Below are 21136 nucleotides of genomic sequence, written 5' to 3' on the forward strand. Positions count from 1 at the left end.
CATGAAAGTTATCGGTATCGATCACGTTCAGCTCGCCATGCCCCATGGCGGCGAATACGAAGCGCGCGAATTTTTCGTCGATGTCCTGGGCATGGAAGAAATTCGCAAGCCTGCCCATCTCGCTATCAATGGCGGTTGCTGGTTCACCAGTGGCAATGCGCATATCCATTGCGGTGTCGAACACGACTTCATGCCGGCGCAGCGCGCCCATCCAGCGCTACTGGTCGACGATTTGCCCTCGCTGGTAACCAAGCTCGAAGAGAACGGTTATCCTTTCACTCCGGGCAAGCCGCTCGATGGCTACAGGCGCGGAGACGTCTCTGATCCCTTCGGGAACCGCATCGAACTGATGCAAAAGGTCTGATCCGACCTCGCCAAAGTTTACTGGCGTTTAAACTATATCGCTTAGTCACATCCCGGAAATGGAACTTGAGCTGTGTGCCCATGCGAAAAATCGCAAGGCACGACGGGAAGGTGAAGAGTTTTGACCGCGCATAATTTCGACTTCGACATCTCTCGGGATGCCGCACCCGCTTCTGCGTCGGTCGACGCACATCAGGAATCCGAAACCCCGCACTGGCTCGATCGCTTTTCCCTCGCGGCAAAGATGAATGCTGCCGGGATCGCTTCGGCAGCGATCATCCTCCTCATCGCCTCGATGGTCATTGCAACCGTGGCCTATTACTCGGGCGCCGGACGCCTTGTCGCCGATGTCGCAGGCCTGGAAGTGCGCACAACCCATGCGGTCATGGACATCGACGATGCGGCCACCGCCATCCGCGACTTCCGTGAAGAAAACGCTCGCGGCGCGCTGGATGAAGTGGCCCCGGCGCTTGCGACTGCGCAGGAAAACATTGCCTACACCCGCAGTTGGATCAGCGACGCAATGCCGCCCGAGACGCATGGCATCGTCGCACGGTTCGACGATAAGCTCGTGTCGCTCAACGCGCGCTGGGAAGAGATTTCAAATAATCCCAGCGCATCGAAAGTCGCCGCATTCGAGACCGAACTGCTCCAGCTACGTGCCGAGATTGCAGAATACGCGCGCTCGCTCCGCGGAACGCTCGCACCTGCGGCGAGGGACTTGTTCAACGGCATCGACAAGGTGCTGATCGTCGATATCATATTCGTGATCATCGCTGTCGCCGTTTCGCTGATCGGTGCGCGTGTACTCAACCGCCACGTGGTCGGCATGATTTCCGGTATCACCAATTCGATGGAAGAGATCGCCGATGGCAAGATCGACACATCGATCCCCGGGCGTGGACGCAAGGACGAGATCGGCGCGATGGCACGGGCGCTAGCCGTGTTCCGCTCCAGTTCGCTCGAACTGCGAAACCTGACAGATGCGCGTGCTCGGGAGGCAGAAAGCAAACTCGAGGAGCAGAAGGCGCTGAGTGACCAGATGCGCCATTTGCGCAAGGAAAAGGGCCAGCTGCTTGAAGATCTCGCGAATGGTTTCGAGATCTCGGTAGGCGACCTTATTACCGCAGTTTCGGCAGCGTCGGATCAGTTGAAGGCGACGTCGCGTCAGATGGTCGATCTCGCAGACAATTCGCATGATCAGGCGAAAGACGCGAGTGAAGCCATGAAAGAGGCGACCGAGAACATCACTGCGGCTGCTGCAGCGACCGATGAATTCGCGCTCTCTATCAGCGAGATCAATCGCCAGGCGTCGGCTTCGGCGGAACTGGCTCGTCATGCCAGCGGGATGGTCGGAGACGCAAACTCGAAAATGACGGAGCTGTCGCAGGCCGCGCTCGAGGTGGGCGAAATCGTCGAGGTGATCCAGACGATCGCGCAGCGCACGAACCTGCTCGCGCTGAACGCTTCGATCGAAGCTGCCCGCGGCGGCGAGGCGGGCCGCGGATTTGCCGTGGTCGCAAGCGAGGTCAAGGAGCTGGCCATGCAAACCAGCCGTGCGACCAGCAACGTGACCGAGAAGATCGCAGCGATCCAGAATTCCACGCAATCGAGCGTCAGCGACCTGACCAATATCGTGAAGAGCATTGGCGATCTGGAACAGGCCGCAGTCGCCATTGCGAGCGCGGTGGACCAGCAATCGGCTTCGGGCGAGGCGCTTGCGCGCAATATCGATACGGTTGCGTCTGGCTCGATGGAAGTCGAGACACAGCTGAAGGCCTTGCGCAATGCGAGCGATCAGACCGGATCGGCTGCCGATGATGTCGTCGATAGTGCGAACGCGCTCGATGCCCATGCGAAGGACCTGCGAGAGAAAGCGAACAGCTTCATCGCGGATGTTCGTAGGTCGGCGATCGACCTCGAGACTGACGAGTCGGCTATCAAGGCAGCTTGAGGTCCCGCGCCGCAAGAAATTGGCCGACCCTGGTCGGCTAGAGCAGTTCCAGCGTCACCGACAGGTCATCGCCCTCGGCTAGGTCTTCTTCCCTCATCACCTTCTTGCTGACAAGCAGGATCCATTCCGATCGCGCCCTCTGCGGGAAGACCGAAGTCTTCCACCGCGTATCCCCGATCTGCGCGATCACCTTGACCGAGCCAAAGCCCCGGCGAGACCCGAATTCGAGGCGTTGCAATCGCTCGTGCATGGCGATCGTTTCGGCGGGTTCGCCTGCAAAAGTAACCAGGTGGTATGTTCCGCGTTCCCCCTGCCAGCGCGTGAGGGCAACGTGCGCGGCGACCTCTTCCGTCACTCGCCCTTCACGCGGCGGATCGGCACCGGGATATTGCAAATGTCCACGCCGCCTGCTGGAACGATGAAGAACGGGTCACGCCGGTTGGCGCGAGCGTCGGCATAGTCGGCGAAAATCTCGCTCTCGGTCGAAAGATATTCGAACTGCGGCTGCTCTCCTGACGGCATGTCGCTGGCGATGCGAACCGACAGGATCGACGTGCGTTTGTCTGCCTCGGCATCCTCATAGAAACCGAGCGTACCCTTGCCGCGGGGAAGCGAAGACAGGTGTTCCATGCCTTCGATGACGCGTCCGGCGAGCGCGATATTGCGATCAAGCTGGCGCGGTGCGTGGCCGATCACTGTGTAGAGCGAGCTGCCGTCGCCGGTGTTGGGCGACATTCCGCGCGCGACACCGACCATGCCGTAGCAGTGTGTGGGCCAAGCTTGGTATTCAAGTGTGTGCGAAGTCTGCATCCTTAGCCCTGTCGGCCAACCGCCAAGTAGTGCGGTCCAGCCCGCGTAGGGATCGGGATAGCGGGTACGTGCCAGGAGGTCGTCTCCGGTGATTGCCGAAACATACTCGTCCTCCCCCATCACCTTCAGCCCCTCGGGCAGCGGCTTGGCGCCTTCTTCGTCCCCGGAAGGGTCGCCCCACTGCGTGACGTAATTGTCCTGAACGCGGATTACGGAGAGGCCGTCGTAATATCCGCTGCGGGTGAGGGTCTTGATGTTTTCGATCCATCCCTGGCTGAAAGGAGCTGGCATTAGCTGGATCACGACCTCGCGCGGATTGCCTTCTGCATCGGGGGCGAGTGTCATGACCATCAGGTCTTCCGGCGCGATCGGCACCCAGTCTGACGCCGCAGCTTTCTCGACGATTTCGCCAGGGGAGGGGGCCGGTTTTTCCTCTTCCTCTCCTACGGCAAAGGCTGGTGATGCGAGCGCGAGCGCGGCGGCGAGCGAAATCAGCGATTTGTTCATGGGAGGGGTGGTGCCACGGCGCGGGCTGAATCGAAAGCCCCTTTCCACGCGTTTTTGGGGGCGGAAAGGGGCCTCGCGTGCGGCGTTCGCCAGGGGATGCCTAACCGCGCAGCACCGCTCGCACGAGCCGATATAGCACAAAAATCGGCGATGCGCTGCGTCCGGGTCGCTCTCTGCCTTGCGCAGGCTCCGCTACGTCGCTAGGGGCGGCTCTCTTGTCCGACCTGCGCACGCAAAGCGCGCGGCGGCAAGTGTGCGGAGCAGTGGCCGAGTGGTCGAAGGCGCACGCCTGGAAAGTGTGTATACGGTAACCCCGTATCGAGGGTTCGAATCCCTCCTGCTCCGCCACCTACCCTTTTCTGGGCGCCCCTCCTCTCCCGATAAATCTCTTAAAACCTAGCGGTTTAGGGCGTTTCTCGAACCTATCCGAACCTTGCCGTTCCGCGCCAGCCGCGCTACGATGTGGGAAAGAGTGTGGGTAAATGCCTTGGAGGCGCATGGCATGGGCAAGCTAACAGCAACGGCGGTGAAGGCGGCAAGGGAGCCGGGGCGCTATGGTGACGGTGACGGCCTCTGGCTTGTTATCGGCAAGAACGGTGGCAAAAGCTAGATTGTCCGAGTCCAGAAAGACGGGCGGCGGCGCGATATTGGGTTGGGCAGCGCCAAGGTCGAGCACCTCTTCTCTGACTGGCGCCAGCTCAGCCACATCGAAAAAAGTGCGCTTCTGCAACTCCGGAACTGGACGCAGGACAGCCAATTGCGCGAGCAATACGAAGGGCATGCGGCCTGGAGCGAGCAGCGCCTGACCAATCTGCTTGGCCAACTGGCGGTTTAGGCGGCGGGCAAGCCCACCGTTCCTGATCAGCCGAGCTGCATCATCTCGATTTCGTGACCTTCCGGGGTCAGAACGAATGCGATGCGTGCCTTGCCGAAGGCGACAGTTTCGCCCTTCTGCGTGGCGCCCGCTGCGACCGCACGGCCGACATCGCTGTCGACATCGCGGGTGATCATCCCGACCGGCCCCCAGCCATTGCCGATCTCGATTTCGCGCCCGTCCTTCCAGTGGAACAGGACAATCGTCGCCGACCCTTTCTTGCCAGCCATCATGTGTTCGCTGAACCCGGGGGTGTCGACCGTATCGACGTGCTTCATGCCGAAGCCATCGACGAAGAACCTGGTCATCGCGTCCAGGTCCTTCACCGTAAGCTTGATGAAGGTGAAAAGGGCGGGGTTTTCAGTGTCGGTCATTTGAACCTCATGAGCTGGGACGGTTGGGATCGCCGGGAGGGCGGGAAGTCGGATGGGAGGACGACAGGCCGCCGTCCACGGCCAGTGCCTGGCCATTGACGTAGCTTGCGTCCTCGCTCGCCAGGAACAGCACTGCAGCCGCTATCTCTTCGGGCTCGCCGCCCCGCAGCATCGGGTTCAGCTGGCCGATCATGTGCGATTTTCCGGCGGCTCTGGCACCGTCGTACATCGGCTTGGTCATGCCCGTTTCGGTCAGTCCCGGGAGGACTGCGTTCACGCGAACCCCGGTTCCGGCAAGCTGCTGGGCCGCCGTCTGGACGAGGTTGATGACGCCTGCCTTGCTGGCGGAATACTGGGCCGGGCCAGCGCCCGAACGAAGGCCGGCGACAGACGCGGTACAGACAATGGCGCCGCCACCGCTGCCCTCTATCGCCGTGGCGGAATGCTTGACCGCAAGGAACGGGCCGATGAGGTTGACGCGTAGCACCTCTGCCCAGTGTTCCGGCGTGGCGTCGAAATATCCGCCGCGCACTCCGCCGGTAATGCCCGCATTGGCAAAGAACACGTTGAGGCCGCCGAACCGTGAAAGCGCTTCCTTGACGAGTGCTTCGACATCGCCTTCGTCGCCTGCGTCACCGGTCATGGCATAGGCCTGACCGCCCGCCTGATTGATCTGTCCGGCGACTTCATGAACGCCATCGGTCTTGTCGAACAGGACGACCTTCGCCCCCTCTTTCGCAAACCGAAGTGCAGTCGCCTTGCCGATGCCGGAAGCGGCACCGGTCACGATTGCGACCTTGCCGGAAAAACGTTCGCTCATATCGTGGCTCCTCCGTCGACTACGACCATTTGCCCGGTCGTCCATTTGGCTGCCGGCGATGCCAGGTAAACCGCAGCTCCGGCGATATCGCGAGGCTCGCCAATGCGCCGCATCGGCAGCCGAGCCTCGGTCATTTCCAGCGCCTTGGGATTTTCCCAGAGGGCGCGGGCGAAGTCGGTTTTGACCAGGCCGGGTGCGATCGCATTCACGCGCACGCCGTGCTGCCCGTTCTCGACCGCATAATTGCGCACCAGCTGGAAGTCGGCTGCCTTTGAAACGTTATAGGCCCCGATGGTGGGCGAACCGCGCAGACCTCCGATTGAACTGATCACGATGATCGCTCCGTCCTTGCGCTCGCGCATGTCGGGAAGGGCGAGCTGGATCAGCCAGTGGTTGGACAGGATATTGTTGTCCAGCACCTTGCGGAACTGGTCGTCCTCTATGCCATCCATCGAACCGTAATAGGGATTGGTCGCGGCATTGCAGACGAGGATATCGACCGGGCCAAGCTGCTCGCGCGAGCGGGCAAACAAGTCGGCAAGCTGCGCCTTGTCGGAAATGCTGGCCGCTATGGCGATGGCGCTTCCTTCGCCGTGCTCGGCGTTGATCGCAGCGGCAACCTCGTCGCAAACCTCCTGCTTGCGGCTCGAAATGACGACGCGGGCGCCCTGTGCGGCAAGCTCTTCCGCGATCGCCTTGCCGATCCCCTTGCTCGATCCAGTGACGATGGCGACCTTTCCGGTCAGGTCGAAAAGCGACATGTTTCCTTCTCCTCTCGAATTTCAGATCCTGGCGCGATCGGCGAAGGCGCAGGCCTGCTGCGCCAAAGGCACGATACGTGCGGCTGCGGCCTCGGCATTGGCACTCGAAGCATTGCCTTCGATTGCGCGCTTCTTGATACCCTGGATGATGCCGACAAGCCGGAACAGGTTGTAGGCAAAGAACCAGTTCAGGTCCGGCACCGAGCTGCGCCCGGTAAGCGAGCAATAATGTTCGGTCGCCTCTTCCAGCGTCGGAATTCCAAGCGCCGGCAGGTCCAGCCCGCCGAGCTGCGCCCCGCGCTCCCCATGGGGCATCGCCCAGTTCATCGCGAGATAGGCAAAGTCGGCCAGCGGATCGCCAAGCGTCGACAATTCCCAATCGATCAGGGCGAGAATCTCGGGGCGATCGGGGGCGAAGATCATGTTGTCGATACGATAATCGCCATGGATGATCGACACGCGGTCCTGTTGTGGCAGCGTTGCGGGAAGCCATTCGATCAGGCGCTCGACTTCGGGGATGTCGTCAGTCTGGGCGGCCCGGTACTGCTTGGTCCAACGTCCCACCTGGCGGGCGAAATAATTGCCAGGCGCGCCATAATCGCCAAGCCCGACCTGTTCGGGATCGACAGCATGCAAGCTCGCAAGTGCCTCGATCATCTCGCGATAGATCGCGCCACGTTCGGCCGGATCGCAGTCGGGAAGGGCGCCTGCCCAGAACGTGCGCCCCTGTACCATCTCCATCAGGTAGAACGGCGCGCCTATTACTTCTGCATCCTCGCACAGGGCGATGGGGCGTGCGACCGGGACGGGGGTGGGATGGAGCGCATCGATCAGCCGGTACTCGCGTTCCACCGCATGGGCAGAGGGAAGCAGCTTGCCGAAAGGCTTGCGCCTCAGGACCATCGCGCCTTCGCTCGTGTCGACGCGGTAGGTCGGGTTGGACTGGCCGCCCGGGAATTTCTCGACGCTGTCGATCGTGATGCCGGACCCGAGTTCGGACACCATCCATTTGCGGAGCGAGGCTACATCGAAATCGGGTTCGGGAACTGCTTCAGGCATTCTTCTGGCTTTCGATCCGTTCGAGCGCGTCGCCCTTGGGCCTCATCAGGCTCTCCTGGGCCACGCTAGCGACCATGGTTCCATCCTCGCGATAGAAGTGTCCGCGGTTCAGCCCCCGTGCTCCACCGGCCCACGGACTGGACGTAACGAACAGGTGCCACTGGTCGAAATCGGGCGTTTCATGGAACCAGATTGCATGGTCGAGGCTGGCAGCCTGGACCTCGCGGCTCCCCGGACGGACGCCGTGTGGCAGCAGGGCATTGCGCAGGAACATCATGTCAGAAGCGTAGGCGAGCAGCGCGCGCTGCATTGCCGGGTCAGCCTTGGCCGGATCGCGAAGGCGCATCCACGATGCGGTGATCGGCTCGCGTGCACGGGTGCCGAACAAGGATCCCGGGTCCAGCGGCACGATCTCTATCGGACGATGACGCAGCCGGTCCAGGATCGGGGATTCCGACGCCTGTACGTTGTGCTCCACCCACGCTTCCAGCGACTGCAATGCTGCGTCGATGTCGAGGGGAAAGGGCGAAGGCGTCGTATGTTCGAACCCTATTTCGGGTGCGTGGAACGATGCGATCATGCTGAAGATCAGCGTTTCGCCCTGGCTGGCCTCCACCCTCCTCGTCGCGAAGCTGCGCCCTTCGGATAATTGCGAAACCGAATAATCGACAGGATCCACCGCGCTGCCCGCTTTCAGGAAATAGGCATGAAGCGAATGGGCAAGCCTTCCGCCGGTTTCCTGGTCGCTCGCTGCCAGCAGTGCCTGTGCAAGGGCCTGCCCGCCGAACATGCGTGGCCCCATGGCGGGGCCGGGCGCCCCGGACCAATGACCGTTACCCGCGTTTCGCGGAGTCAGAAGTTCTACCAGATCGATGACTAACTCTCCCGGTAACTGGCATACTCAATATTCAAATGAAGAAAAGCGGATTCTTTCAATCTCGTGGCAAGCCTGGCGGAAAACCGCTTCACGCGCGTCGGTTCTACGCGGCAGGTTGTTCGAGCCGGTGCGCTTAACGCAAGGGTCAAACCGCTTTTTCGAAAAGATTGACAATCTAACAAATAGTGTGAGATGTTCGGTTCAAACGGAAGGAGAATCACGGATGACCTATACGAACGGCCGGATCGTCAACGACGCCGATGCGCACACTATGGAGACACAGAACTGGCTCGCCCCCTATCTGGAGGGCGAGTACAAGGAGATCTATTCCGAGGTGTATTCGAAGCGCGAAGGCGGGGAACGGATCACCAAGATGATCGATCTCGCAAAAGCGCGAAAAAACGACCCCGAAGCGCGCGCAAAGGCGGCCGAGAACCCGATCGAAGGTGCGAAAGGTTGGCTGGGCTACGGCGGTTTCGACAAGGAAGAACGTGTGGAGGCGCTGGACTGGTTGGGTTTCCAGAGCCAGCTCGTCTTCCCGACCTTCGGGCTCGGCGCGATTACCAAGGCTGCAAACGATGACCAGCGCTATGCAGCGGCTCGTGCGCTCAACATGGCACAGCAGGATTTTTGCAATGCCGATCCGCGGATGATCTGTGTCGCCTTCACGCCGCTCGACGATCCAGAACGCGGTCTTGCGGAAGCCAAGCGCGCTGTTGCGGCAGGTGCGGGCGCGGTGATGTTCAGTTCCGGTCCGGCCGGCGACAAGAGCCCCGGCCATCCGGATTTCGATCCGTTCTGGCAGTTCCTCCAGGACAATCGCATTCCCTTCATGTTGCACATCGGCCCCGGCACAAAGCGCCAGCCGAGCAAGTTCATGAACAATGGACGGGAACGCGCCGCCGACCTCCACGGCGGGGGCGAAAACCTGCGTTTCGCCGACTTCCTCTGCCTCTGGTATGCCCCGCAGGAATTCCTGACGGCGATGGTCTATGACGGCGTCTTCCAGCGTTTCCCCGACCTTCGCGGCGGGGTGATCGAAAGCGGTGCGGGCTGGGTGCCCGAATTCCTCCGCATGCTCGACCACGGCTGGTATTCCTTCAACAAGACGGACCAGTACCTGCAGGCGATGGACATGATGCCTTCGGAATACATCAAGCGGGCAGTGCGCTTCACGCCGTTCCCGAACGAGGATGTGGGCCGGATGATCCGCGATAGCGCGCCCGAGCTGTACCTGTTCTCCAGCGACTATCCGCATCCGGAGGGCACACGCGATCCGCTGGGCAAGTTCGAGGCATCGCTCGATGGCTTCGACGAGCATGTGAAGGACATGTTCTATCGCACCAATTACGACCACATGATGTTTCGCCAGAGCGAAGCAGTGGCCGAGGCTGCCGAATAGGCCGACCAGCCTGCACTGATCAGGGGCGCGGCTACATTCCGCGCCCTTTTTCATTGCGAGGGAAGTGGCAAACCGGGGTCTCCCGCCTTGTCATTCGAACAGCGCGAGGCCAAACGGACATGATGGAAGAGCGGCGCGAGGATCAGGACCGGGGTGAGCAAGTGCTCGCCGCAGCTGAGCGGATCATGCTTCAGTCCGGTGCTGCCACGATCTCTTTCAACGACATCGCTGCGGAAGTCGGTGTCAGCCGGAGCCTGTTGTACACCTATTACGATGGCGTCCCGCAAATTGTCGACGAACTGTTCCGCCGCCGCGTGTCCGAACTGCAAACCCTGATCGAGGTAACCGAAGCCGGAGAACCCGATTTCGGGCGCCGGATCGATACCATCTTCCTCTCTTACCTCGCGCATCTCGTCGAGCGCGGCCCTATCGCATCCCTGATCCTTCGCGAGCGTAAACAGGACAGTCCGCTGAGCGAGGAAAGCTCGCGGCTATTCAGGCGCGTGCTCCACCACCTTGCCAGAGATGTTTCGCAGAACCTGAACCTTGGTCCGAGGGAATCTTTTGTGCTGCTGGAGCTGCTGGCGGCGATCCCTGAATCGCTCGCAAAAATGGTGCGCGAGGACCAGGTTTCATCGGAGGTTGCCGAGCAGACCTGCTCGCGCCTGGTATCCGCAGCCGTGGCTGCGATGGAGGTCGATCAGGACTGACCGGATCCCGCGGCCATCAGTTCTTCATCGCTGACGACACCAGCCATCATGACGGTAAGGCAAAGCTGCTCCACCATCGCAAGCGGGGCACGGCGTGATGCGACGATACCGCCAGCCTTGAGCGACACGCCGGTTAGCGCAGCAGTGGTCGCCCTGGCCGACTCCATACTCATCGCACCTGTGCCCGTAAGGTGGCGGAGGATCGGTGCGCGACCGGTTTCCACCTGAGCGCGGCGCTCCTCGCGAAGCGAGGCTTTCACTTCCGGATTGCGCAACAACATCTGCAATAGAGGGCCGCGCTGCTGGGCTTCGTGCAGATATCCGATCGTCGAAAGCACGATTCGCGTGTGCCTGTCGGAATTGCGACCGACACGGTTGCGCCTGCGACTTTCCTGCCGGGCTATCTCGCGGCGGGCGAGGGCGCTCAGCAGGTCATTCCTGCCACCTACGCAGTTATTCACCTGTGTCTCGCTGATCCCCAGATCGCGAGCGATGCGCCTGACGGTCAGCGCAGACAAACCTTCCTCGAGGGCGATTGAAGCGCTCGCGTCGAGTATCTGGTCACGCCGGCTTTCGCTGTCCATGCGCTTGCGCATTCCGGGTGATTGACGGGCTTGCCTTTCGCCAATGGCGACCGCCTCGCTCAGGCCGATCGGAGGGGGCGGCAATGCCGGGCGCCTCTCCCGGGCATCCTGACCCCGTGTCCAATGAGTACGGCTGGGGCGCGGGATATTCAGCCGGTCGCAAATCTTTGCGAGGCCGTTTCCGGTGAGGCCATAGGTTTCTGCAACCTTGCCCATCGGCTCCTGCCAGATCTGATCGAACAATTGGGACCGCGTCAGTTGCATGCTGAATGACTAGCGCACCGAACGCGCCTTTGTCCATTCTGCGCGGTCTTGGACCACTCTCACCCTCAGCTCATACCCCGACTTCAAAAACACTACTTGTTAGATTGTTAATTTCGCGATACTCCTTCGTCTGTGGGAAGAGGGAGAGAGAATTTGAAACGTCCGTCATGGGCACTTTTCGGCGCATTTGCGTCCGTATTTACAGCATCAGCTGCCTATTCGCAGATGCCGCCAGAAGTCGATTCGGCGGTCGTCGAAGTGGATGCGGGCAAGCTGTCCGGCTCCCGCGAAAACGGCATACTTGTGTTTCGAGGAATCCCCTATGCGGCGCCGCCGGTCGGTGACCTGCGCTGGCGCCCTCCGCATCCGGTGAAGCCGTGGCCGGGAGAAAGGGCAGCATCGGCTCACGATGCGCCTTGCACCCAGCCGGTCGATCTCGACACCACGATTGCGAACTTCGGCGGTGTGAACGGCGCACAATCGGAAGACTGCCTTTACCTCACCATCTACGCTCCCGAAGGCGTGAAGGATGCACCGGTCATGGTCTGGTTTCATGGCGGGGCATTCTTCCTCGGTGCAGGACACCTCGGTTCGTACGACGGCACCGCGAATGCGAAACAGGGTGTGATCACCGTCGGTGTGAATTATCGCCTGGGGGCGCTGGCAAATTTCGTTCACCCGGCGCTCGCAGTAGAACATTCCGATGAGCCGAAAGGCAACTACGCCCTCCAAGACAGCGTGGCTGCTCTCGAATGGGTTCGCGACAACATCGCATCATTTGGCGGCAACCCGGATAACGTCACGATTGCGGGGCAATCGGCCGGTGGCGGTATCGTGGTCAATCTCCTCTCGCTGCCATCGGCGGAAGGACTGTTCGACAAGGCTATCGTGCAATCGGGTAGCTTGCTGCTTCCCGACCGTGACCCTGCCGAAGCGAGCAAGATGGCGGTCGACGCGCTCAAGTCCATTGGCGTCGACGAAGGCGTGGATGCGGACGGTCTGCGAGCGATATCGGCACAGACTTTTGCTGCATCCATGCCGCTACGCGCAGGCTTTTTCTTCACCAGCGATCCGGATTTCAAACCGGTCTCAACGATCGCGGCCTTGAAAGCGGGCAAGGAATTCGACGTGCCGGTCATGGTCGGCACGAACTCGGGCGAGAAGGGCTTCAATGGCGCCCGCACGCTGGCCAGCCTCTCCGGCGACAGCGGTGCGCCAGCCTATCTCTATCGTTTCGAGCATGTCCCTGCATTCCGCAGCGACGAATGGAAACAGGGGCCGATCCATTCAGCCGAACTGATGTTCGCGTTCGATTCAATCGACCGGTCGAGTTGGGGCGGCAAACGTGCCGACGATCGCGATCGGCAACTGGCGCAGGGCATGAACTCATGCTGGGTCGCCTTTGCCAAATCGGCGGCCGGTGCGCGCTCACTCGAATGCGCGGGCGGTTTCGATTGGAAGCCTTACGCGAATGGCGGGGAAACAGCCGCTTTCACGTCGGACGGGCCCAAGATGGTGGACTCGCGCGAGTATCCTGATGGCCCACCACAGCAATAATCGATGAAAACACAAGCGTTTGCAGCTGAGATCTGCATCGCACCAAGGGGAGAGATGCCATGAAATTCAAGACAAGGTTCCTGATCGGATCCATGCTGGCGATGCCGTTGGCGACGTTCGCTGGCGGTACCGCGCTTGCGCAGGATGATGGCTCCGCTTCAGATAACGCGGACGATGCAGAAATCATCGTCACCGGTAGCTATATCGGCGGTCAGTCGGAGGACGGGGCGCTGCCGGTCGATGTCTTCCGAACCGAAGAGCTCGACCAGCGCGGTATCGACAGTCCGCTCGAATTCGTCCGCACTCTCCCGTCGGTCGGCATTACGCTTGGCGAATCCAACCAGTATGCTGCCGGCGGCAGCCAGGGCGTAGGTTCGATCAACCTTCGCAGCCTCGGCCGCGAGCGCACTCTGGTCCTGATGAATGGCCGCCGGTTCTTCCCTGAACCGGGCGATGGGGCCAGCGACACGAACCTCATTCCGATGTTTGCTCTCGAACGGGTCGAAGTGCTGAAGGATGGCGCCGCCACAACTTACGGCTCCGATGCCATCGCCGGGGTCGCGAACTTCGTTACGCGTCGCAATTTCGACGGCGTGGAGATTTCGGGCAACTGGCAATTCGTCAACGGATCGGACGACAATTACCAGGCCAGCATCCTGGTCGGGAAGAACCTTGGCTCGGCCAACCTCATGGCTGGTTTCGGCTATCAGCACCGTTCCGAACTCGCGACGGTTGAGCGTAGCTTCACCCAGCAATCATATGCGGACAATCCGTCGGGCTGGTCGTTCCTGAACGATGTCGGGACCTACATTCCCAAGCTCGGCCCGATCAGCCAGGGAACGGCAGGCAGGTCACTCGGCCTCGGGGTCGATGGACGCTTGCTGGACGCTTGTGAATCGCTTGGCGGTATCGACGGCATCTTCCCGTCGGGCGCGTCGGTATTTCCGGTCTGTCGCTATTCCTACATCCCCTTCGTCAACCTGATCGAAGAGGAGAACCGTTATCAGGCCTATGCCAAGATGGACGTCGATTTGTCGGATACGCTGCGCTTCGTGGCCGATGCGCTTTATTCGCATACCGACGTGCCGGAGCTGGGTTATTCGCCCAGCTATCCGCCGACGCAGGGTCCGCGCGGCCCGGGCACGGCGCAGGCATTCTTCGTTCCGGCTTCCAATCCCGGCTACGCAACCTTCCTGCAGCAGACCTTTGATCCCACGGCTCCGGGAGGTTCATTCCCCTACGCCTCTGGGTATGCGAGCATCCTGTTCAACCGTCCGTTCGGCCTGACCGGAAACCCGCTCGACGAACGCGGTGCAGGACAGGGCGGGGCCTATAACAATGCCTGGCGCATCACGGCGGGCTTCGAGAAAGAACTCGGCGACAATCTGCAGGCCGAACTTTATGCCACCTACCTGCGCAGTCACCGCAAGGCATATTCCTACGACATCGTGAGCGATCGACTGCAGCGCGCCCTCAACGGTTTTGGCGGCGAAAACTGCGAAGGCACTGTCGCCGGTGCCAACGGGTGCATGTACTTCAACCCGTTCACGAACGCGCGACCGGGCAATCCGGCGCTCGGCCTGGTCAATCCGGCCTATGTTCCCGGGCTCGAGAATGATCCGGAGCTGATAGAATGGCTGCGCGCGAAGAACGGCACCAAGGCTTTCGAGGAGCAATTCATCGTCGACCTGGTGGTGAGCGGCGAATTCGATCTTGGCCTGCCGGTAAAATACGCTGTCGGCGGCCAGTTCCGTAACAACCACTTCGTTTCGCGGCCGCTCAACAAGTTCAGCGATCCCGATGCATATCCATGCGCGATCGAAGGCGATTTCACCTGCCTCGATGATCCCGATGATGCGAACTTCCCGGTTGGTGCATTCACCTTCCTGGGCCAGTACCCGGCGGCCGACCTTTCGCAGGACATCTATGCAGTATTTGCCGAAGTCGAAATCGAGCCGGTCGACGGTCTCGAAATCAATGGTGCGGTTCGCCTCGAAGATTATGGCGGCTCGGTTGGCTCGACCTTCGATCCCAAGGTATCGGCCCGGTGGCAGCTGACCGACTGGTTCGCGATGCGCGGTTCCATCGGTACGACTTTCCGTGGTCCGCTTCCCGGCGATCTTACGCCGGGCGGACCGAGCGCCGTTGCCGGGATCGATGTGCTCGGCAACAATTACAAGGCGACCGACAACTTCGGTAACCCGAACCTCAAGCCGGAATCGGGCCTGACCTACAATATCGGTGCCATGCTCGAAGGCGGCGGCTTCTCCTTCTCCGTCGATTACTGGACGTATGAACTGAAGGACCTCTTCGTCGATCTGCCGATCCAGGCAATCGCCGCGGCGGTTGCGCCCGGCGGTACCGACGGACAGCAGTCGGTCGATTGCAGCAGCCCGTTCACGCAGTTCGTGGTGTTCCAGGGCGGCATTTGCGATTCAAGCACTATCGGGCTCGATATCTCGCGTATCCAGACCCGCGTGGTGAATGGTCCGAAAGCCACGATCAGCGGCCTCGACTTCGGCCTGAACTATCGCGGTGACCTGGGCGGGGTGCGCCTCAATGCAGGGGCCAACGCAACCCATGTGCTGAAATACAAATACAGCGACTTCGAATACGAAGGCCTGACTTTCAGCACCGGTTACGATGCTGCCGGCTTTGCCAATTACAACCGGGCACCGGGCACTGTTTCGCAGTGGCGCGGCAATGCCTTTGCGACATTCGGCATCGGCAAGCTCAACCTGACCTACAACGTGCTCTACATCCAGGGTGTGACAGACAACCGCTGCCCCGCCACCGGGCCGTGTGCTTCCACTCCCGAATTCGGGGACACCAATTTCGGCAGGGAGGTCGGCGACTACAGCCAGCATGACCTGCTAGCGTCGTTCGACATCGACATGGCTGGCGTGAACTTCCAGCTGACCGGCGGGGTCGAAAATATCTTCGACAAAGACCCACCGGCGGCGCGCCTCGAATACAGCTACGATCCGTATATCGGCAGCGCACTGGGGCGGACATTCAAACTGGGTGGCAAGGTTCGCTTCTAACCTCTCCGAAGCGAATGGGCGGCTTTGTGGCTGCCCGACCCAAGGGGGAGTCGGTCATTGGGGAATGCCGGCTCCCCCACTTGTTTCTGAAGAGATGAAAAGGCGCCAAGCTTACCCGCTACCGTGGAATTCTCCGACGCTCCATTCGACGCGCATCAGACACCGTCGGCACAAAAGGAAGGGCCCGGGATCCTGAGATCCCGGGCCCTTCTTTTCGTTTGCTATCCAGGGGCGCTTAGAAGCGCGTACGGATGCCGAGACGGAAGTTACGACCGATCGCATTGCCGATGAAGGGGTTGTAACCCAGCGGCAGGTAAGCGTCTGCAGGCTCTTCGTCGAACAGGTTCAGCGCCGCAGCGGTCAGCTGGATATCGGCGAACTGGACCGGAAGCGTGTAGTTGAGCACGAAGTCGTGCTGCATGTAGCTTCCGCTTTCGCGGCCGAAGCTGCTACCCGCCGGAACACCCGAGATTGCGAAGCACGGATCGCCCGTGCAGCGCTCGTCCGTCACGCCGTCGATGTAGTTGATCGAATAGCGTGCGTTCAGACCGCCGGTGTTGACGTTGAGGTAGGCATTGGCACGCCATTCGGGCAGCGTGCCCGGATCGCGGAAGTAGTTGCCGAAGCCGACAGCGTCGTACGATTCGGTCACCAGGATATCGTTCACGTAGAAGTCGTCCGTGGTGTACTCGATGTTCCAGGTGGCGTTACCGCCAATCGAAACCACGCCGAAGCCTGCATCGATGTCGTAGTTCGCTGCAAAGTCGATGCCGCGGACGGTAACGTCCGGACCATTGACATACTGCGTGCGGACACGGGCGATATCGAGGCCGGTGGTGGTTCCCTGGACACAGGCGTTGCCGGAGAACGTGATCAGGTCGACCAGTTCGCTGGAACAATCGACTGCGGCGGTACCGCTCGTCTGTCCGTTACCGACAAAGCTGGCAATCGCATCAGCCGGAGTGATGACGATCTGGTCCTTGAAATCGTAGGTCCAGTAGTCGGCACTGAAGGTGAATGCGCCGGTGTCGATGATGAAACCGATATTGTAGGTAAGCGCGGTTTCAGGATCGAGCGCCGGATTGCCGTAGATGTCGACCGACTTGTAGTTACCACCAGCTGCCGTCAGGCCCTGCAGCGCGGTGACGAAGTTATCGTCGACGTTGCTGGCGAGCGGACCGCGGAAGGTCGTACCGATCGAGCCACGAAGCGTGAGCCAGTCGGTTGCTTCGAAGCGAAGCGCAGCCTTCGGGTTGATGGTCGAACCGATCGGCGAACCGTAATCTTCGTAGCGGATGGCAGCCGAAACCTCGAGAGTGTCGAGGATCGGGAACTGCAATTCGGTGAAGATTGCGTAGACGCTCTGGCTCAAGCTCGTCGGACGGGTGCCGCCGAGGAAGATGAACGGACCCACGCCTTCGGTCGGCGTGCCGACGCAGCTCTGATCGCCTTCGATGAAACACGGGTTCACGTCGAGGTTCGATTCATCGCGCAGCGGACGGCTGATGAAGTTGTTCTTACGGTACTGGGCACCGATAGCGAAAGCGACTTCACCGCCGGGCAGTTCGAAGCCCGTGCCGCCAGCAAGGACGGCATCGACGATGAACTGCTCTTCGCGCTGGAAGGTGCCGTTCGGAACCTGAAGCCAGCGGACGAGGTCAGGATCGTTCTCGTAACCCGGGACATAGTACGGATTCGTAATTCCGAGCGTCGGGTTGGACGGTCCTGCCAGGACGAACGGGTTGAACCACTGGCAGCCATTGGCGCCAGCCGTCGTGCCTTCGCAGTTTTCGCCGCCGAAACCGTTCAGGGCAGCCTGGAGACGCGAACCGACGATACCGGGTGAGTAGAACTTGCGAGACGAGCGCCAGTAGGTGCCGTCGAGGTTGAGCACGAGGTTATCGCCGACATCGAATTCGAAGCCGGTGTTGACCCGCCATGCGTTGTTCTTCGCAAGACCGGTGCCCGAGCCGCGTTCCGGATCCACCGGATTCCCGATGAAGCCGAACGGACGGTAATAGACATTCGTGACCGCGAGTACGGTGCCGTTTGCACCGCCCGATTGCGGCAAGCCCTGCTGGGCGAGGAATGCCGCGACTGCAGGGTTGTTGGGCGAAGTGCTGAATGCGCTCACGAAGCCCGAACCCTTCGGGCCCTGCGTCGGCGGGAAGGCCGGCGAATAGTTCAGGCTTTCGAGATCGGTCTTCGCCCAGAGCGCGCCGGCATGCCAGCGAGCCGTGTCGGAAAGATCGGCTTCTGCCTGTGCATAGACCTGATAGCGATCTTCATCTTCAGTGATGTTGTCGAACGGAATGTAGGTGAAGCGGCAGACTGCGCCGGTCTGGAAACCGCCGAGGTCGTTACATCCAAGGTCAGGCCGCAAGGTCGTGCCCGTGCCCGAATACGTGACAGCGAACAGGCCCGGCGTCGCAAGAGCCGAATAGCCCGACGCATTCACGTCATAGGTCTGGCTCGTGTAATCACGCTTGGTCGTGGCGAGTTCGGAGCGGTGCTGCCAGCCTGCGCCAACCAGCAGGTTCACGCTGCCGAAGTTCTTACCGATCAGCGCACTCACGTTGTAGTTGTTATCGGAACCGTCGATGAAGGTGTAATCGCCAGCGATTTCAACACCATCAAAGTTCTTGCGGGTGATGAAGTTGGCAACACCGCCGATGGCATCCGAACCGTAGGTGGCGGCTGCGCCGTCCTTCAGGATTTCGACGCGCTCGAGCGCGAACAGCGGGATGAGGTTGGTATCGCTGAAGCCGTCGCCCGGTGCCTGGATCGTGCGCTTGCCGTTCAGGAGAACGAGGGTGCGGGTGGCGCCAAGGCCGCGAAGGTTGATCGAGCCGTTACCCTGGAAGCCCTGGGCGGCGGCGGAGAACTGGTTGGTATCGCCGAGCACCGAGCCGACCGAGGGGAGTTCCTTGATCAGTTCGAGCGGGGAGGTGATACCCTTGTTCTGCAGTTCTTCGGTCGAGACCACGTCGACCGGCAGCGCGGCGTCTTCCGGAGTGCCGCGGATAAGCGAACCGGTAACGACGATCTCTGAACGAGGCTGCGGAGCAGCGCCCTCTTCAGCGTCCTGTGCGATGGCCGGATTTGCAGCGAAAATACCGGCCGCAAGGGCTGGCAGGGCGCACGTATGGCGCAAACTCAGTTTCCTCATTTTCCTCTCCTCTCCCAGGGTGTCATTCTTTGGACATACCCAGAAGTCGAAAAAGTGCGATTTTATTGCCTCTTCTGTCAAGGTCTTTTGCCCAAGGTTTCCGCGGATTTGCGCATTAATGTTACAATCTGTGTCACAAAAACCGCGGTTCTCGCCGGCTCGTCAGCGCATTTTTGGCTTGGGAGAGTTTTCCTTGGTCACGCTCAAGTCTCGTTTTCGACTTCGGGCGGCTGTCTGATCCGGTTACGATTGAAACGGAAATAAGTTGCATACCGCATATTTAAAAAATGCTCTTGCGCCTCGTTAGCAAAGCCGCTTCTCTGTTTTTGAAGAGTTTCCTGCATGACAGGACGCCAATCGGGGAGAAGGTGATGAAAAACAGCAGGAAATTATGTGTCGGCCTTGCGGCTATCGCGACGACCCTTGCGGGCGGTGCATTTGCGCAAGTGGTCACGCCGATCGTCGAGACGAAAAGCGGCAAGGTCCAGGGTCTGGAAGAAGGGGGCGTGGATGCCTTCCTCGGGATCCGTTATGCCGCGCCCCCAACGGGGGAGCTGCGCTTCCAGCCTCCACAAACCCCTGAGGCATGGAGCGGTATCGGGGATGCCACCGGCATGGGTGCGCCCTGCATGCAGCTCTATACACCCAGTGGCCCCAACGAAACCGACCTCACGCGGCAGATGCAGGGGATTTTCCCGACCGCGACCGAGGCAAAGATCGACAATGAGGACTGCCTGTTCCTGAACGTCTGGACTCCCGACGCATCGAGCGGGAAGCGCCCGGTCATGGTCTGGTTCCACGGCGGCGGCTATGCTTATGGATCGGGCGGATGGCCTGCCTACAACGGACGGAACCTGGCTGAGAAGGGTGACGTAGTCGTGGTGACGGTCAACCACCGGCTGAACGCGTTCGGCTATCTCAACCTCGCCGATAAATTCGGAGACGATTTTGCTGCGTCGGGGAATGTCGGCAATCTCGATCTCGTGCGATCGCTCGAATGGGTGCGAGACAATATTGCAGCCTTTGGCGGCGATCCCGGCAATGTCACGATCATGGGCGAGTCCGGCGGAGGATCGAAGGTCAGTCACCTGATGGCGATGCCATCGGCAAAGGGGCTTTTTCACAAGGCGGTGGTGCAGTCCGGACCCGGGGTTACTTCGGGCAAGCCGGATGAAGCTGCATCCTTTGCCGAGGACATCCTAGAGGCTGCGGGTGTTTCAACCGTGGATGAGCTTCGCACGCTTCCGGCCGAAGAGCTGCTGATTGCCGTGCGCAAGGCGACGCCGCCCAATTCAGGCTTTGGCCGCGGGCCAAGCCTTGGCCCGATTGCGGATGGTACGATCCTGCCGCGCGATCCGTTTGTGCCTGCCGCGCCGGAGCAAAGCCGCGGGATTCCCCTGATGATCGGTTACAACAAGGACGAGATGACGCTCTTCGTTGCTTCGCAGCCGTGGTTTGGTCGGATCGACGAGGCGCAGCTTGCCGGGATGTCTGCAATGATGGGCCCGGATGCTGTCGCGGCCGTTGCAGCATATCGCAAGATGCATCCGGATTATTCGCCGTCGCATATTGCGGCCAACGCGATGGGTGCGCGGTTCGTGCAGGGGACATATCTGCTGGCGGACCAACAGTCGCGGACGGCCACTGCGCCCGTCTATGTCTATCGCCTGACATGGGAAACGCCTGTCGGTGGAGGGGTGCTGAAGTCACCGCACACGCTCGATATCCCATTGATGTTCGACAATGCCGTGGAAAGTGCGGCCCTCGTCGGCACAGGGGATGATCCGGCGAAGATGGCTGAGATGATGAGCGATGCCTGGATCAGCTTTGCCAAGACGGGCACGCCGTCGAGCGATCTTCTACCGGAATGGAAGCCCTATTCGGCGAAGTCACGCATGGTGATGGAGCTCGACCTGGAACCGCGTGTAGTCGACGATCCGGAAGCAAGCATCCGGACCATCGGCAAGTAGTCTGAGTGGAGGCGCGGTCCCTGGCGGACCGCGCCAA

General features: G+C 60.7%; 17 protein-coding genes and 1 tRNA gene. 8 read left to right on the plus strand and 10 right to left on the minus strand.

Annotation, left to right across the window (positions count from 1 at the left end):
- Window position 1: 1 nt before the first annotated feature.
- Complete coding sequence (locus AMC99_RS02225) at window positions 2-364, plus strand: VOC family protein (protein ID WP_061922243.1); 363 nt, start codon at window positions 2-4, stop codon at window positions 362-364.
- Between the two features lie 120 nt (window positions 365-484).
- Window positions 485-2317 carry a methyl-accepting chemotaxis protein gene (locus tag AMC99_RS02230; protein WP_061922246.1) on the plus strand — a complete coding sequence of 611 codons (1833 nt, stop codon included), beginning with the start codon at window positions 485-487 and terminating at the stop codon, window positions 2315-2317.
- Between the two features lie 37 nt (window positions 2318-2354).
- Here the strand turns inward: AMC99_RS02230 and AMC99_RS02235 are convergent, their stop codons facing one another.
- On the minus strand, window positions 2355-2672 hold the full coding sequence (locus tag AMC99_RS02235; protein ID WP_061922249.1) for a DUF1905 domain-containing protein: 318 nt from the start codon (window positions 2670-2672) through the stop codon (window positions 2355-2357).
- Window positions 2669-3634: a peptidylprolyl isomerase gene (locus AMC99_RS02240; RefSeq protein ID WP_061922253.1), complete on the minus strand. Its 966-nt coding sequence runs from the start codon at window positions 3632-3634 to the stop codon at window positions 2669-2671. Before AMC99_RS02240 ends, AMC99_RS02235 begins: the two co-directional genes overlap by 4 nt.
- 257 nt (window positions 3635-3891) lie before the next feature.
- On the opposite strand from AMC99_RS02240, the gene AMC99_RS02245 reads away from it, so the two are divergent.
- Window positions 3892-3982, plus strand: a tRNA-Ser gene (locus AMC99_RS02245).
- A gap of 163 nt (window positions 3983-4145) precedes the next feature.
- Here the strand turns inward: AMC99_RS02245 and AMC99_RS14290 are convergent.
- The 6 genes from AMC99_RS14290 to AMC99_RS02275 are packed head-to-tail and all read right to left on the minus strand — an operon-like array spanning window position 4146 to window position 8324.
- Window positions 4146-4457 carry a hypothetical protein gene (locus tag AMC99_RS14290; RefSeq protein WP_338021450.1) on the minus strand — a complete coding sequence of 104 codons (312 nt, stop codon included), beginning with the start codon at window positions 4455-4457 and terminating at the stop codon, window positions 4146-4148.
- Between the two features lie 38 nt (window positions 4458-4495).
- Window positions 4496-4882 carry a VOC family protein gene (locus AMC99_RS02255; protein ID WP_061922258.1) on the minus strand — a complete coding sequence of 129 codons (387 nt, stop codon included), beginning with the start codon at window positions 4880-4882 and terminating at the stop codon, window positions 4496-4498.
- Window positions 4883-4889: 7 nt separating this feature from the next.
- Window positions 4890-5702: an SDR family NAD(P)-dependent oxidoreductase gene (locus tag AMC99_RS02260; RefSeq protein WP_061922261.1), complete on the minus strand. Its 813-nt coding sequence runs from the start codon at window positions 5700-5702 to the stop codon at window positions 4890-4892.
- On the minus strand, window positions 5699-6463 hold the full coding sequence (locus AMC99_RS02265) for an SDR family NAD(P)-dependent oxidoreductase (RefSeq protein ID WP_061922264.1): 765 nt from the start codon (window positions 6461-6463) through the stop codon (window positions 5699-5701). The genes AMC99_RS02260 and AMC99_RS02265 overlap by 4 nt, the downstream gene beginning before the upstream one ends.
- 21 nt (window positions 6464-6484) lie before the next feature.
- Entirely contained in the window at window positions 6485-7522 is a 1038-nt protein-coding gene (locus tag AMC99_RS02270) for a phosphotransferase family protein (RefSeq protein ID WP_061922266.1), read from the minus strand.
- Entirely contained in the window at window positions 7515-8324 is an 810-nt protein-coding gene (locus AMC99_RS02275) for an acyl-CoA thioesterase (protein WP_061922269.1), read from the minus strand. Before AMC99_RS02275 ends, AMC99_RS02270 begins: the two co-directional genes overlap by 8 nt.
- A 298-nt stretch (window positions 8325-8622) precedes the next feature.
- On the opposite strand from AMC99_RS02275, the gene AMC99_RS02280 reads away from it, so the two are divergent.
- Both AMC99_RS02280 and AMC99_RS02285 read left to right on the plus strand, forming a co-directional pair.
- On the plus strand, window positions 8623-9801 hold the full coding sequence (locus AMC99_RS02280; protein ID WP_061922272.1) for an amidohydrolase family protein: 1179 nt from the start codon (window positions 8623-8625) through the stop codon (window positions 9799-9801).
- A gap of 119 nt (window positions 9802-9920) precedes the next feature.
- Window positions 9921-10511: a TetR/AcrR family transcriptional regulator gene (locus AMC99_RS02285; RefSeq protein WP_061922275.1), complete on the plus strand. Its 591-nt coding sequence runs from the start codon at window positions 9921-9923 to the stop codon at window positions 10509-10511.
- Here AMC99_RS02285 and AMC99_RS02290 read toward each other — a convergent pair.
- A complete protein-coding gene (locus AMC99_RS02290) occupies window positions 10502-11359 on the minus strand; it encodes a TetR/AcrR family transcriptional regulator (RefSeq protein ID WP_061922278.1) in 858 nt (285 codons plus the stop codon). The genes AMC99_RS02285 and AMC99_RS02290 overlap by 10 nt on opposite strands.
- A gap of 153 nt (window positions 11360-11512) precedes the next feature.
- Here AMC99_RS02290 and AMC99_RS02295 point away from each other — a divergent pair, with 153 nt between their 5' ends.
- Both AMC99_RS02295 and AMC99_RS02300 read left to right on the plus strand, forming a co-directional pair.
- Window positions 11513-12916, plus strand: a complete 1404-nt coding sequence (locus AMC99_RS02295; RefSeq protein WP_232301477.1) for a carboxylesterase/lipase family protein — start codon at window positions 11513-11515, stop codon at window positions 12914-12916.
- A 59-nt stretch (window positions 12917-12975) separates the two neighbouring features.
- Entirely contained in the window at window positions 12976-15960 is a 2985-nt protein-coding gene (locus AMC99_RS02300; RefSeq protein ID WP_061922282.1) for a TonB-dependent receptor domain-containing protein, read from the plus strand.
- 235 nt (window positions 15961-16195) lie between these two features.
- On the opposite strand, the gene AMC99_RS02305 is transcribed toward AMC99_RS02300, so the two are convergent.
- Entirely contained in the window at window positions 16196-19129 is a 2934-nt protein-coding gene (locus AMC99_RS02305; protein ID WP_083440055.1) for a TonB-dependent receptor, read from the minus strand.
- Between the two features lie 371 nt (window positions 19130-19500).
- Here AMC99_RS02305 and AMC99_RS02310 point away from each other — a divergent pair, with 371 nt between their 5' ends.
- Window positions 19501-21099, plus strand: a complete 1599-nt coding sequence (locus tag AMC99_RS02310) for a carboxylesterase/lipase family protein (protein ID WP_061927581.1) — start codon at window positions 19501-19503, stop codon at window positions 21097-21099.
- Window positions 21100-21136: the final 37 nt, after the last annotated feature.

The organism is Altererythrobacter epoxidivorans (assembly GCF_001281485.1).
Taxonomy (GTDB): domain Bacteria; phylum Pseudomonadota; class Alphaproteobacteria; order Sphingomonadales; family Sphingomonadaceae; genus Erythrobacter; species Erythrobacter epoxidivorans.